This is a genomic window from Olivibacter jilunii (assembly GCF_900607235.1).
Lineage (GTDB): Bacteria > Bacteroidota > Bacteroidia > Sphingobacteriales > Sphingobacteriaceae > Olivibacter > Olivibacter oleidegradans.
Genome location: NZ_LR027849.1, coordinates 296,469 through 311,420, shown reverse-complemented (window position 1 = coordinate 311,420; position 14,952 = coordinate 296,469). Strand labels below are relative to the sequence as shown.

The following is a 14,952-nucleotide window of genomic DNA, read 5'->3' as shown; positions in this document are numbered from 1 at the left end:
TTAAAAAGACAAATTCACACCCGCTGCATAGGTCCGCTGTAAGGGATAGATCTTGGCATCGCTAATCGACAGCTCGGGATCCATTGTTTTGATCAAATCCGTAATCGTGAAAACATTTTCTACACTGACATAGAATCGCACTTTACTGAAACCTATTTTTTCCAACCAAGACTTGGGCAGTGAATAGCCCAGCTGAATATTTTTCAATCTCAAATAAGCTGCGTTCTGCAAATAACGCGTTTGTGTCTGCGTATTCTTTCCATTCTCGCCAGTTAAGTAAAACTTCGGAAAATAGCCATTGGGGTTATCCGGACTCCAACGATCTTGGTGCACGTTGAAAGGTGAGCTTTGCCATTCGTCGCCCACAATACCCCAAAAATAATTGGACCCAACCCATGCATCACGCTTTGCGATTCCCTGGATAAAAAACATAAAATCGATATTTTTCCAGCTGAGATCCCCCGTGAAACCGTAAGCGAAACGGGGCGTATTATTACCGATAACACTTCTGTCTCCCGGATTGGAAATCGTGTTGTCGCCAAAATCAATAATGCCGTTGTTGTTCAGATCCACATATCGTACATCTCCCGGTTTCCATGTCTGGCCAGATATACGCTGTTGCGAGGGAGCCGCATCAATTTCTGCCTGATTTTGGAAAAGGCCATAAGTAGTATAGCCCCAGATATCGCCCATTTGCTGGCCTGCATACCAAGTACTATTTAAACCTGTTGGATTCGGATAACGGGTTACCTTTCCTCGATAATCACTCAATACTGCGCGTAGACCGTAGTTAACCTCTCCGATTCGATCGCGCCATTGTAAACTCAATTCGAAGCCCCGCGTTTCCATGGCTGCGTTATTTGCACTAGGAGGCGTATTACCTAAGACACTAGGTAAAGCCTGGGCGGGCCCGGCAAAATCGTCCGCTTTACGGATATACCAATCGAAGGAGGCATTCAAACGATCCTGCAATAAGCCGATTTCGGTTCCGATGTTCAACGAGGTGGTCGTCACCCAGGTTAAATCCGGATTGATCAAGCCCGGTGGTGACACAGCTGCTTGTTGGTTACCCCCAAAAAGCCAATTAGTACTCGGTGGACTTGAAGTACCCAAACTTGGATAGAATGGGTACCAATTCGGGTTGCTCGGGTCCGGATCAATAAAAGCCTGATCGCCCAGTGATCCATAAGAGCCCCTCAATTTAAAGCTATTGACTGTTGTTTTAATCGATTCAAAAAAGATTTCTTTATCGACATTCCATCCTACGGAAACGCCCGGATAGAACTTCCAACGAACCGGACCGAGAAAGCGTGATGTACCATCATAACGCCCATTGAATTCGAATAAATATTTTTGCTTATAGTTGTAATTAAAACGTCCGAAAAAACCATCGGAAGCCAGTTTTCGAGTAAAATCACTGATAGACGGTGCCGGTCCATAAGTTCCGGATAAAGAGGGGATATTATCGGAATAGAGTTGGCTATTGCTGGCCGCATAACGCTGATAGTCCGTGTAATCACGAACAAAACCACCCATTATACTAAAGAAATGATCGTCCAGTTGCTTTTCATATTTGGTAAATGCGTTGACGATGTGATGCTGAATACGGTAGTTCGATCGGCTAAATCCGTTCGGATAAGTACCACCTATCTGGTATTGCGAACCATCTGGACGTACTGAATAGAGCGTCTTGGTGTGAGCGTTTTGATCTTGGAATGTCCCATCAAATGTATAATTAACCGTCGCCGTCCAGCCGGTCGCCAATTTGAAGATAAACTCGCCGGTCAATAAAGCTTTGTCAAGCGTTGATTTGGATCGTCCACCTTGTTGGTGAAGCAATACATCGCTGGCATCTGAATAATTGCCATCAGGATTAAAAAGGGGAACACTTGGCCACTTTCGAGCGATCTGATGCATATAGTTCCCTCCTGTTTTTCCTGAATAGGTATTAGGTGAGTTGCTAAGTTCTTTTGAAAAGCTTCCACGGTAGCTAAAGTCTAACCACTTCGCTACCGATGTGGTGATGTTGGTACGAACGTTAAAGCGCTTATACGAATCATCACCATAATTGTACATACCGGCCCTATCGTTATACCCCAAGCCGACGTAATAAGTGGTATTTTCGGAACCACCGGAAACACCTACATTATGTTGTTGGCTGAATGCGAGATCTTTAAAGTATACTTTAAACCAATCATTGTTAGCGTTTCCATTCCCCCAGGTATAATAATCATTTGCACCGGGTTGCGGATTGGCGATCGTTTCGTCCTTAAAGGATCCGTTTTGATAAGCAATGATACGATCGATCGTTTCCTGACTAAATATTTCACTTCGCCCTCCATTCGTCGCTGCCTCATTATACAAGTTGGCAAAATCCAGTGAATTCAGCATGGTTGGCAAATTGATCGGCGCGGCCCATCCCAAGGTATTATTGTAAGTAATAGCTGGTTTACTTCCTTTTTTACCTTGTTTTGTTGTAATTAAGATAACACCGTAAGGAGCGCTTGATCCATAAATAGCCGCGGATGCTGCATCCTTCAGCACAGAAATATTCTCGATATCATCCGGATTTAATGCATTGATATCTCCTCCTTGTACACCATCGATAACGACCAGTGGTCCGCCAGTCGTTCCCAGTCCCGTAAATCCGCGGACATTGATATTCTGTGTAGCATTAGGTGCTCCGCCACTGCTACCGGTGATAATATTGAGACCTGGCATCTGCCCTTGCAAAGCCTGGCTCACACGCGATATGGGCCGATTTTGTAACACTTCACCGCTAATCTGCGAAACCGCGCCGGTTACAAGCGCTTTGTTCTGCGTTCCATAACCTACTACCACCACTTCATCTAAGTTGGCTAGATCTTGTTCCAAAATCACTTCAATTAGGTTTTCTGTAACAGCAATTTCTCTTGGGGTATAACCCAGGTACGTGAAAACCAACATGGCATTATTTTTACTTAGATTGAGACTGAACCTTCCTTGTGAATCGGTTAAGGTACCATTCTTCACCCCCTTTTCTTGAACGCTTACGCCAGCTAAGGGCAAGCCGGCTTCGTCTTTCACTAAACCACCAACTCTAAGCTGTTGTACCACACTTTGTATAGGGGGCGTTGACTGCTCGACTTGGTTACGAATGACAATCGATTTGTCCTCTATACTATAGGCCAGTGTCTGACCGGCTAAGGCTTTTTCAAGACTTTCTTCCAAAGAAGCATGTTGTAAGTTAATCGTAACAGGCTTTGCCTGCTGTAACAGCTTACTATTATAGAAAAGACGGTAGCCGCTTTGCTTGCTGATTGATTTCAAGATGGAGGCTAAGGGTGCGTTTTTTACCGAGAGATTAATTTCCTGCGAGAACACTTTACCCGACACCTGCAGTAATGAAAGCAGTAATATAAAAATTGTTAACTTACTGATTTTTAATACATTTAAACCAAAAAAAGTCCAAGAAGATCGGTGACTTTTAGGCCAATAGGGTGCTTTGTATTGAATAGTTAAATTCATACATTTGTAAATTAAGTTAGTCGATTAGTTTATTTAACTTTTTAGGCAAATTGACTTGCGCCAATTTAAACCGGCAGCGCGGCATCGCTACCGGTTTTTTCATATACGATTTTTACATAGGCATCTTAGTTTTTACGTAAATCTTTCTGTTATTCATGTCAAATTTTAATTCCCCGGTTCTTTCCATCATGTCTAAGACTTGTTTCAAATTGGCATCTCGGGGTATATATCCACTATAGATATTGTTCGCAACACTTCCAAAATCCACTTCCACGTCATACCATCTAGCCAATTGCTTCATGATTTCGTATATGGGTGTTTCATTGAAAACAAAGTCCCCATGCTTCCAAGCCAAAACTTCTTCTATGTCTGCATCACTTACCGAAGTCACAGCTGCTGCTTTACTTAAGGTCAACTCTTTTCCGGGATTTAACTGTAAAATTTGCCGGGTGCGCTTGTTTATTACGTTTACACGACCTGTGACAAGTGTCGAGGTTTCGCTGGGCTCGTCCTGATAAGCCTTTATATTAAAGCTTGTACCGAGCACCTGAATATCTTGATATCGCGTATGGACCGTAAATGGTTGGTTTTCTCGTTTGGAAATCTTCGACTCGACTTCAAAATAGGCTTCACCATCAAGTTCAACCTCCCGCCGGGCCTTACTAAATCGAACAGGAAATTTGAGTTTGCTGCCGGCATTGAGCCATACTTTGGTTCCATCACTCAATATCACTTTGTACTTTCCACCATTTGGTATCGCAATCTCATGATATACCAAAGCTTCGCCTTCCTTTGTTGCATCCTTATTGTAACCTATAACTGCTTTTAGTTTACTTAACACTTGAAACCCATCTGTATTTTCGCTTTCGCTTCGGGTTGAATCCAGCTTGATTTTAGTGCCATCTGCCAGCGTTAGAATTGCCTGATCTTTAGCTGCTGTTATCTCTTCGGGTGGTTGAATTATCGCACGGTTATGATGGTGATTTTGATAGTAAAAGAAAACAAGTCCGGAAACGAAACATATAACGATAGCGGCTGCATAACCGAAATTTAACGAAAGTCTGCTCTTCGGACGCCCCCCACAGAAATGGTCCTCCATTATTTCGCTTAGATAATGATCTATTTCGCCCGATTGGACAAGATGATAGAACGCTTCCAACTCCTCTTCTGTAGCGGAGCCGGCGCGGTATCTGTGGATTAATTCTTTATAAAAAGCGTCTTTGTTCATCTCGTTTATGCAGTTTATCGGAACTACATAATTTAAGACACCCGAACGCTCATTTAGGGTACCTAAGAAATAAAACTTTTTTAAAAATCTGAGAATTGTAAATTAGCTTTTCATGGGTTGCGTAGATTTGCTTTCACTGATTTATCTGCAATCATTAAAAAAAAATTAAAAAAACAAGATGATTAATACTGAATCATCTTGTTTTTTCCCGTTCGTACCTTATTCGACGAATTTTTTAGCGTATCGTAACTTGGTTTGGATTATCGTTCCGCCGCACAGTTCCCGCAGGCATCAATGGAAATCAAAATCAGGACAAATGCTTGCTTACTTCTTCCACTTCAACCTCAAACTATTGCTTACTACACTTACACTACTTAATGCCATCGCTGCACCTGCAATCATGGGATTCAGCAAGAAACCATTTATTGGGTAGAGTATACCTGCGGCAACCGGAATACCGATAACATTATAGATAAATGCCCAAAACAAATTTTGTTTAATGGTAGTCACCGTCTGCTTTGACAAGCGGATAGCCTGCGCTATTTTAGTCAAATCTGAGGAAATGATAGTCATTTTCGCAACATCCATTGCAATATCACTTCCTTTTCCCATTGCTATACTTACATCGGCAGTTGCAAGAGCGGTGCTATCGTTGATACCATCACCAACCATCGCCACTAATTTGCCTTGCCTTTGCAATTCTTTTATAAAATCGGCTTTGTCCTGCGGCAAAACCTCGGCCTTGTAGTGCTTAATGCCTGTTTGTTGTGCAATCGCTTTAGCGGTTGCTTTGTTATCACCGGTAAGCATATATAGGTCAATACCCATATCTTGTATTTCCTTGATGGCCTGTATCGAAGTAGCTTTAATTTGGTCAGCAATCGCAATGACAGAAAGTGCTTGTGTGCTATTGGAAAACCAAATAACGGTTTTAGACTGCTCACCCCATTGGCTAGCTTGCTGTAAAAGCTGCTCTGCAATAGTAATGTTATTTTCCACCAACAGCTTTTTATTACCGACGTAATAGGTTTCGTTATGATAGTCGGCTTTTACGCCTTTACCTGTGATGCTGTCAAACCGTGATAAAGCGGTGGTTTCTATTCCTCCTAAATGTTTTACCACGGCTTCTGCCAATGGATGCTCTGACTGCTTTTCGATACTCAGTAGAATATCTTTGGCTGCATCATCATTATTCAACCACAGCATACCGGTTACCTGCGGTCTGCCTTCCGTAACTGTTCCGGTTTTATCTAATACGATTGCATTTACTTTTTTCGCTAATTCAAGACTTTCTGCATCCTTAATCAAAATACCTTTTTCAGCACCTCTTCCCACACCTACCATAATGGCCGTCGGTGTCGCCAAGCCCAGAGCACAGGGACAGGCAATTACCAATACCGTAACGGCTGCCAATAAACCTTGTACAACTCCATTATCTCCTCCGAGAATAAACCATAAAAGGAATGTAAAAATAGCAATAGCAATCACGACAGGAACAAAAATACCAGCAATCTTATCTACCAGCTTTTGTACAGGTGCTTTGCTTCCCTGCGCGTCCTGCACCATTTTAATGATTTGTGCAAGCATGGTTTCCTTGCCCACTTTTACCGCTTTGAACCGGAAGCTACCTTTCTGGTTAATGGTACCGGCAAATACTTTTTCGTCTTCCTTCTTTAATACCGGTACAGGCTCACCACTCAACATACTTTCATCTACATAAGATGTTCCCGATATAACCAAACCGTCCACTGCGATTTTTTCTCCTGGTTTTACGAGAATTATATCACCCTCATTCACATCTTCAATCGCTTTTTGTCTTTCATTACCATTAGTTTCAATTACAATAACTGTTTTTGGCTGCAAGCCCATTAGTTTTTTGATCGCGGAAGAGGTATTACCTTTTGCTTTCTCTTCTAATAACTTGCCTAACAGTATGAATGCAACAATGACAGCCGCTGCCTCAAAGTAAACGTGTGCGTGTAATCCTCTTTGATGCCAGAAATCCAAGAAAAGCATATTAAACACGCTGAACAGATAGGCTATACCTGTACTTAGTGCTACCAATGTATCCATATTGGCAGAACGGTGCTTCGTCTGTTTCCACGCGTTGACAAAGAAGTCTTTACCTAACCATAAAACAACAGGGGTTGAGAAAAACCACATTATTTCATTGGCGAAAGGCATATCCATTAAGAACATCCCAATAATCACTACAGGAAGCGATAGTAATACGGCCCATATCGTTTTATTTTTTAGCTTCTTAAATTTATCTGCATGGATAGCTTCTAATGTTTCCTGCTGTTTGGTTTCATCTTCAATCAGTAAATCGTAACCTACTCCTCGAACAGCCTCTTGCAGTTTGGCAGCATTGGTCATATTTGGCAGGTACTCAACCGTAAGATTGCCGGTTGCAAAGTTTACAGCGGCGCTGACAACCCCGTCTTGGTACTTGACAATGCTTTCAGCGCTCGCGGCACAAGAAGCACATGTCATGCCTAATACCGGAAATGAATTTTTGACTGTGGGAACTCCGTAACCTAAATCTTTAATGACCTTCACAGCTTCCCCAATTACGGCGTTATCCGTTACCCTAATAGCTGCCCTGTGGTTATTCAGTTCTACTTGGTGGCTTTCTACTCCACTTATCTGTGCAAGTCCTTTCTCGACTATTAATGCGCAGTGTTCACTTTCTACATCGGTTAATGGAATATAAACTGTTTCTTTAGTCGCCATATGCTGATTGCTTTGTTTTTGCAATACAAAATTGGCAACAATATCACCATGTTTTATTATGAAATTATAGGATTGATTTGTAAGATTTACTTATATCTTGTCCAACAGCTTTGACCATTAATTTGAAATTGTTATCGATATGCTAAAAATTAAATGAAAGCTGAGATGGCAATGTTCATCCAAAAGAAAATGCACCAACGTACCTCTAATGGCCCCTCGATAAGGGCTTTGAGCGTTTTCATCGTTTGAACCATATGTTTTTTTATTGCATTTCGACTTATACCCAACTCACGAGCTACTTGATCATAGGTTTTTTGCTCTTCGCGGCAAAGCTTGAATATACGTCGAGCGGTAGGTGATAAACCATCCAACGTTTCATGCAAATAACGTTGATATTCTTTCAATTGAACTTCGTTTTCTGTCGTTTTTTCATTGGTTGGATAATAGCTCAGTACTTCTACCATCTTAATACGGGAATTGCTTGCCTTTCTTAAAATATTCAGGGTGTGATTTCGAGTGATCGTGAAAAGGTAGGCCTTGAAAGATTTTATTTCCACTAAACTCGCTCGATTATGCCATATTTTAATAAATATCTCCTGACAGACATCTTCGGTTAAATCCGATGATTTAACATAAGCTAAAACAAATGAATAAACCCGTTTAAAGTATTTACCATATAGTGTGTAAAATGCTTTTTCGCTACCATTCGCCAATTTCTTGATTAAGATAGATTCATCGGGATTAAAATAGGCCTTCATCTTTCAAAAATTTGTACCCAACCGTGTAAATAAAAGTATCGCTTATACGAGCGCATTGCTTTTCCCAAAATGTCTTTAAGACAGGTATGATCAGTTAGCTTTTCACAATGCTAGAGAAAAAAAAAGAGTATAACAAACCAGTTACAAACGCAACCGTTTGCGTAAAATAGCGGATTATTTTTTTGACGCTCCGATTCATCGCTTGGAAAAACATCCGAATTAATCGCTAATATAAACGGCCAATCATCCTATCATTTTGATAAAGGACCTATCAAGATGATAGTTTTTTTTGCAAGACCTAAGAAGGCAAAAAGAATTAAACAACTAAAATACAAGCAATTAAATAAAACAAGACACGATTGGAATGCTTTTGGCACCCTGCGGTCAAAACAATATTAAAAATGAACAAAATCAATCAAGACGAAATTCCGGATATTATCTCCGCCGAGATCCCGGAAATAAAACGCGAAATAAGCGAATTATCAAGGGAAAACCTCGCAGGGGCGCTTCAAGTGGTCGTAAGCTATATTCGCGACCGGATAACCGTACATGAAATTGCGAAGGTCATCTATTCCATCTCCCTTGTAGGCTGGATATACAATTGCGGGAACGAACGAGTTAAATATCTGATAGAAAATCTATTTGTACGCTCGTTCAACGGCATGCGGAAATTATGCAGTCAATATGAGTGGGGCTTAATTGAGAAACGTATTCCCATAAAACTATTAACAGTATATACCAAGCAGCAGTATTAACTGAACGCTATGAGAAAGTTACGAAGCAAATTGAGAAAAAAAGTCATAAAACCACAATGGAATAGGCCATTTGCTATCCTTATTTCTCTCTTTATTATTTTCATTATCGTCGGTATCATTATCCGTGTGATCAATTAAAAGAAAACAAAAATCATGCTCACCCTTCTTCTAATACTTATCGGCATTCTCTGTTTTGCCCTTTTCTTCAAACTGGTGGATTATTTCGAAAAAATATAAAATCATGACAGCGCTATTTATCATCTCAATTGGTGTTTTTGCATACATTCTGTACGTCTTGCTAAAACCTGAAAAATTCTAAAAATCAATATTCAGTACTTAGGTACATCCACATTTAGTTAAAAAAAAATGAACACAGAAATATTTGGAGTCGTTTTCATGTTCCTTCTGACTTGCGTCTTAGCGATTCCGTTAGGAAAATATATAGCTAAGGTATATAGTGGCGAACGCACTTGGCTCGACTTCCTTTTTGGCAATATAGAAAACACTATCTATCGACTTGGCAAAATCGATTCAAAACATGAAATGAGCTGGAAACAACATTTAGTTGCTTTATTGACTATAAATTCCATATGGTTCCTTGTCGGTATGTTTATTTTGATGAATCAAGACTGGCTTCCCTTAAATCCGGACACTAATCCGGCCATGTCTGCTCATTTAGCATTTAACACGGTTATCTCCTTTGTGGTCAATTGCAACTTACAACACTATTCGGGAGAAAGTGGTCTGAGTTATTTAGGACAACTTTGGCTGATGTTTTTGCAATTTGTAAGCGCGGGAACCGGAATGGCTGCAGCAGCCGTATTATTTAATGCACTTAAGGAACGAACTACAGACAAGCTCGGAAACTTTTACGTGTATTTCCTGAAATCTTGTACACGTATTTTACTTCCCATTTCACTTCTCGTGGCTATCCTACTTGTATTTAATGGTACACCTATGACTTTCGAAGGGAAAGATACAATGATTTCGTTGCAGGGAGATACGGTTCAGGTTGCTAGAGGACCCGCTGCCAGTTTTATTGCTATTAAGCATGTTGGAACCAATGGTGGAGGCTTCTTTGGTGCAAATTCAGCACATCCCTTTGAAAACCCTAATTATCTGACCAATATGGTAGAAATGGTCGCGCAAATGATTATCCCATTAGCCATGATTTTTGCATTGGGCTATTATTTAAACCGGAAGAAGCTTTCCTATATGATTTTTGCCACCATGACGGCTGGGTTCTTAGCTCTAGCTATTCCAAACGTACTCATGGAGATGCGAGGTAATCCTGCGATTGGAAGCATGGGAATTGACAATGCCTTAGGCGCTATGGAGGGTAAAGAAATTAGGTTTGGAGCCGCGGCCTCGGGATTTTGGAGCATCGCCACCACTGTCATTTCCACCGGCTCCGTGAATGCTATGCATGACAGTACCATGCCGTTATCCGGCATGAACGAATTGTTAGCGATGATTACCAATAGCTTTTATGGAGGTGTGGGTGCAGGCATACTGAATTTTTATATCTTCATTATTCTCGCTGTTTTTATTAGTGGATTAATGGTAGGTCGCACACCCGAGTTTTTGGGAAAAAAGGTAGAAGCCCGAGAGGTAAAAATAGCCATTATTATTGCGCTTGTACATCCCTTTCTAATACTAGCCGGTACGGCCTTATCGGTTGCCTTACCTCAACTTACACTAAGCACGTTAAATAATCCCGGTTTTCATGGCTTCAGCGAAATGCTTTACGAATTTACTTCTTCATCCGCAAATAATGGCAGTGGATTTGAAGGACTTGGGGATAACACACCCTGGTGGAATATCAGTACAGGTATTGTATTAATTCTTTCACGATTTATTCCCATTATTGGTCCGGTTGCTATCGCCGGCTTACTTGCCAACAAAAAGTATACACCCGAAAGCGCGGGAACATTAAAGACGGATACAGCAACTTTTGGCTTGATGGTATTTGCTGTCATTGTGATCATTGCCGCGCTTACTTTCTTTCCCGCATTAGCATTAGGGCCTATTGCAGAATATTTTACCATGAGATAAATGACAGTCTATTACTTGGTGGAAGGCAATCAGAACAAAAAATTATTTACAAATGAAATCAGAAAAAAAATCACTGTTTCAACAAGAGCTCGTTAGTGAAGCTTTTAAACAGTCGTTCATAAAACTCAGTCCCCGGATCATGTTCCGCAATCCCGTTATGTTTACGGTGGAGATAGGGACCTTTGTCATGTTCGGTGTATGCATTTGGACACTCATGGGCGAGAAATCGCAAGGGAGCATTGCCTACAACCTATCTATTTTCTTTGTGCTTTTTATAACCCTCCTTTTTGCCAATTTTGCAGAGGCTATAGCAGAAGCACGAGGTAAAGCCCAGGCCGACTCATTGAGAAGGACCCGGGAGGAGACTCCAGCCAAACGTTTGGCACCCGATGGCAGCGTTACGCAAATCGCGTCTTCCTCCCTTCGAAAAGGAGATGTTTTCTTTTGCGAGGCGGGGGATATCATACCTACCGACGGCGAAATTATTGAAGGCTTAGCAACAATTGACGAAAGTGCCATCACCGGTGAATCGGCTCCGGTTATCCGCGAAGCAGGAGGCGATAAAAGCAGTGTAACCGGCGGAACGAAGGTCTTGTCTGATCGCATCCGCGTACGCGTAACAACAGAACCCGGAGAGAGTTTCCTCGATAAGATGATTGCATTGGTAGAAGGGGCTAGTAGGCAAAAAACGCCTAATGAAATTGCATTGACTATTTTGCTTGCGGGTTTCACTTTGGTATTTATTATTGTTTGTGTTACGCTAAAACCATTTGCTGACTATGCAAATACACCGATCACCATTGCTGCGTTTATCTCCTTGTTCGTATGTTTAATACCTACGACCATCGGTGGACTGCTAAGCGCCATCGGAATTGCGGGCATGGACCGTGCTTTGCGAGCCAACGTCATCACGAAGAGCGGTAAAGCCGTAGAAACCGCGGGCGACATTGATGTATTATTGTTGGATAAAACAGGTACCATAACGATTGGCAACCGAAAGGCAACGCACTTTTACCCCGCCCAAGGCGTGGATGACAAACGATTTATATGGGCTGCGGTTCTGAGTTCATTAGCGGATGAGACTCCCGAGGGCAAATCGATCATTGAATTGTCCATAAATCCTGAACACAAATTTGCTGCCATGGGTACTACCCTATTGAGTGAAGCTTCAAAAAATCGAAGCAAACTGCAATTTATTGGCTTTACTGCCGAAACGAGATGTTCAGGGGTTGATCTCGAAGATGCGACCAAAATACGGAAAGGGGCGACCGATGCAATACGAAACTTAGTCGAAAAAAGTGGAAACAACTTTCCGAAAGAAATAATCGGCCGTGTTGAGGAAATTTCTTCAAACGGAGGAACACCCTTGGTCGTTTCTGAAGAGGACGCCACGGGAAATGTACAGGTTCTAGGCGTCATAGAACTTCAAGATATTATTAAACCAGGCATTCAGGAGCGTTTCTCCCGGCTTCGAAAAATGGGTATCAAAACGGTCATGGTGACCGGGGACAATCCATTAACTGCCAAATTTATCGCAAATAAGGCTGGAGTGGATGACTTTATTGCAGAAGCGAAACCAGAAGATAAGATGAACTATATCCGAAAGGAACAAGCTTCCGGTAGGCTGGTAGCTATGATGGGTGACGGAACAAATGATGCGCCCGCTCTTGCACAAGCAGACGTAGGAGTTGCCATGAACAGTGGTACGCAGGCGGCGAAAGAAGCTGGCAATATGGTGGATTTGGATAACGACCCTACCAAGCTGATTGAAATTGTAGAGATTGGAAAACAGTTACTTATGACTCGAGGTACGCTAACCACGTTTTCGATAGCTAACGACGTGGCAAAATATTTTGCGATCATTCCTGCGTTGTTCATCAGCGCGATTCCCGCCTTGCAGGGACTTAATATTATGGACTTGCACAGCCCGGAAAGTGCTATACTTTCTGCTGTTATTTTCAACGCAATTATTATCCCCTTCCTCATTCCATTAGCGTTAAAAGGCGTCGCCTATAAACCGATCGGCGCCAGTGCCCTTTTAAGGAGAAATCTTTTCATCTATGGATTGGGAGGCATCATCATACCTTTTATCGGCATAAAGTTGATCGATGTTATGGTAGCACTGTTTATATAGAAGTTAGAACAAATCATCATGAAGAAGAATCTTTTTTCAGCAATTACATTAACCGTCTTAACCATCATACTCTTTTCCGGAGTGTATACAAGTGTGGTATGGGCCATTGCACAAATTTCACCGAATCGCGGAGAAGGCGAGATCGTTTTAATAGACGGAAAAAAATACTACACGAACATTGGCCAGTCGTTTACGGTAGACAAGTACTTTTATTCTCGGCCATCAGCGGTTGACTATAATGCGGCTGGCTCTGCCGGCAGTAATAAGGGGCCATCAAATCCGGAATACTTAGCAACTGTTCAAGCGCGCATCGATACACTATTAAAGCATAATCCGGGAATTCGGAAAGCAGATATCCCGGTTGATTTGGTAACTGCAAGCGGTAGCGGTTTGGATCCCAATATCAGCGTTAAAGCTGCACAGGTGCAGATACAACGAATTGCCCGTATCCGTGGCATCGCTCCAGAAAAGATTGCTTCGTTAATCGCGAATCACACGGAAAAACCCGTATTGGGCATGTTAGGACCCGAAAAAATCAATGTCCTTAAACTTAATTTAGCTTTAGATCATATACAATAACGATTTAATTATCAAGATGAAACAAATTATTAGTGCCCTGGCATTTTTACTAAGTACACTCCATATATTCGCGCAAAACGATCATCAATCGCCGTTGACAATAAGTGGCTACGCTGAAATTTATTACTTGCATGATTTCAATCGTCCGTTGAGCAACACACGCCCAGGCTTTGTGTACAGCCACAATCGTACGGATGAGGTTAACGTAAATCTAGCTTTTGTAAAGGCGAATTATACAAACGACAGGCTTCGCGCAAATGTGGCGCTCGCAGCGGGCACTTATATGAATGCCAACTATGCTGCTGAAACGGGTGTACTTAAAAACATCTATGAGGCCAATGTAGGTATAAAACTTTCAAAGCGTCATGAGCTTTGGCTTGATGCAGGGATTATGCCTTCTCATATTGGATTTGAAAGTGCTATTGGAAAAGATAATTGGACCTTAACAAGAAGCCTACTAGCAGATAACTCGCCCTATTTTGAGACAGGCACAAAATTGAATTATACCAGTGCAGATGGCAAGTGGTACCTAGCAGCACTTTATCTTAATGGTTGGCAGCGTATCCAACGGGTAGACGGTAACACAACGCCTGCATTTGGTCATCAGCTTACCTTCAAAGCCAACGATGCCATTACCTTAAATAGTAGTTCTTTTATAGGAAGTGACAAAGCAGACAGCGTACGACAGATGCGTTACTTTCATAACTTTTATGCGCAATTCCAGCTGAATGAACGTCTCGGTATTATTGCGGGCTTCGATTTCGGAGTTGAACAGGATGAAAAAGGCAGCAGCAAATATCATACATGGTATACACCCATCATCATCGCCCGCTATGGCCTTACACAAAATCTCTCTATTACTGCTCGTGGAGAATATTATCAAGATAAAGAGGGTGTAATAATTTCAACCGAAAACCCGGCAGGATTTAGTACTTGGGGTTATTCCATGAATGTCGATTATCAATTGTTTCCAAATGTAGTCTGGAGAACGGAAATCAGACGGCTGGCAAGTAAAGATGAGATTTTCATTAAACGGAACCAATCGGCCACTTCTAACAGTACGACGCTTGCAACAGCACTTGCATTGAGCTTTTAATACTTATTGGCCACTTCCGATAATATAATGCATCAACACATGAAGATAACGTCAATTACATCTATTTTTGGTGAAAGGAATACGTTATCTTCTATAAGTAGACATAT

The 14,952-nt window shown here is 41.7% G+C and carries 10 protein-coding genes; 6 read left to right on the top strand and 4 right to left on the bottom strand.

The window, feature by feature from the left end; all coding sequences use genetic code 11:
* From E0E36_RS07300 to E0E36_RS07285, 4 genes are all read right to left on the bottom strand, one after another.
* A complete protein-coding gene (locus tag E0E36_RS07300; RefSeq protein WP_130855378.1) occupies positions 1 to 3,507 on the bottom strand; it encodes a TonB-dependent receptor in 3,507 nt (1,168 codons plus the stop codon).
* Between the two features lie 112 nt (positions 3,508 to 3,619).
* The gene (locus tag E0E36_RS07295; protein ID WP_130855377.1) at positions 3,620 to 4,735 is read right to left on the bottom strand and encodes a FecR family protein; all 1,116 of its coding nucleotides are present in this window, start codon (positions 4,733 to 4,735) and stop codon (positions 3,620 to 3,622) included.
* 324 nt (positions 4,736 to 5,059) lie between these two features.
* On the bottom strand, positions 5,060 to 7,468 hold the full coding sequence (locus E0E36_RS07290; RefSeq protein ID WP_130855376.1) for a heavy metal translocating P-type ATPase: 2,409 nt from the start codon (positions 7,466 to 7,468) through the stop codon (positions 5,060 to 5,062).
* 149 nt (positions 7,469 to 7,617) lie between these two features.
* On the bottom strand, positions 7,618 to 8,226 hold the full coding sequence (locus E0E36_RS07285) for an RNA polymerase sigma factor (RefSeq protein WP_130855375.1): 609 nt from the start codon (positions 8,224 to 8,226) through the stop codon (positions 7,618 to 7,620).
* A 401-nt stretch (positions 8,227 to 8,627) separates the two neighbouring features.
* Here E0E36_RS07285 and E0E36_RS07280 point away from each other — a divergent pair, with 401 nt between their 5' ends.
* From E0E36_RS07280 to E0E36_RS07255, 6 genes are all read left to right on the top strand, one after another.
* Positions 8,628 to 8,981 (top strand): DUF7674 family protein, encoded by a 354-nt coding sequence (locus tag E0E36_RS07280; RefSeq protein ID WP_130855374.1) that lies wholly within the window; start codon positions 8,628 to 8,630, stop codon positions 8,979 to 8,981.
* Between the two features lie 241 nt (positions 8,982 to 9,222).
* Positions 9,223 to 9,300 carry a potassium-transporting ATPase subunit F gene (locus E0E36_RS28330; RefSeq protein ID WP_354004802.1) on the top strand — a complete coding sequence of 26 codons (78 nt, stop codon included), beginning with the start codon at positions 9,223 to 9,225 and terminating at the stop codon, positions 9,298 to 9,300.
* Positions 9,301 to 9,347: 47 nt separating this feature from the next.
* Positions 9,348 to 11,036: a potassium-transporting ATPase subunit KdpA gene (gene kdpA / locus E0E36_RS07270; RefSeq protein ID WP_130855373.1), complete on the top strand. Its 1,689-nt coding sequence runs from the start codon at positions 9,348 to 9,350 to the stop codon at positions 11,034 to 11,036.
* Between the two features lie 52 nt (positions 11,037 to 11,088).
* Complete coding sequence (kdpB, locus tag E0E36_RS07265; RefSeq protein ID WP_130855372.1) at positions 11,089 to 13,170, top strand: potassium-transporting ATPase subunit KdpB; 2,082 nt, start codon at positions 11,089 to 11,091, stop codon at positions 13,168 to 13,170.
* 18 nt (positions 13,171 to 13,188) lie between these two features.
* Positions 13,189 to 13,749 (top strand): K(+)-transporting ATPase subunit C, encoded by a 561-nt coding sequence (locus E0E36_RS07260; RefSeq protein WP_130855371.1) that lies wholly within the window; start codon positions 13,189 to 13,191, stop codon positions 13,747 to 13,749.
* 16 nt (positions 13,750 to 13,765) lie between these two features.
* A complete protein-coding gene (locus E0E36_RS07255; RefSeq protein ID WP_130855370.1) occupies positions 13,766 to 14,845 on the top strand; it encodes a porin in 1,080 nt (359 codons plus the stop codon).
* Positions 14,846 to 14,952: the final 107 nt, after the last annotated feature.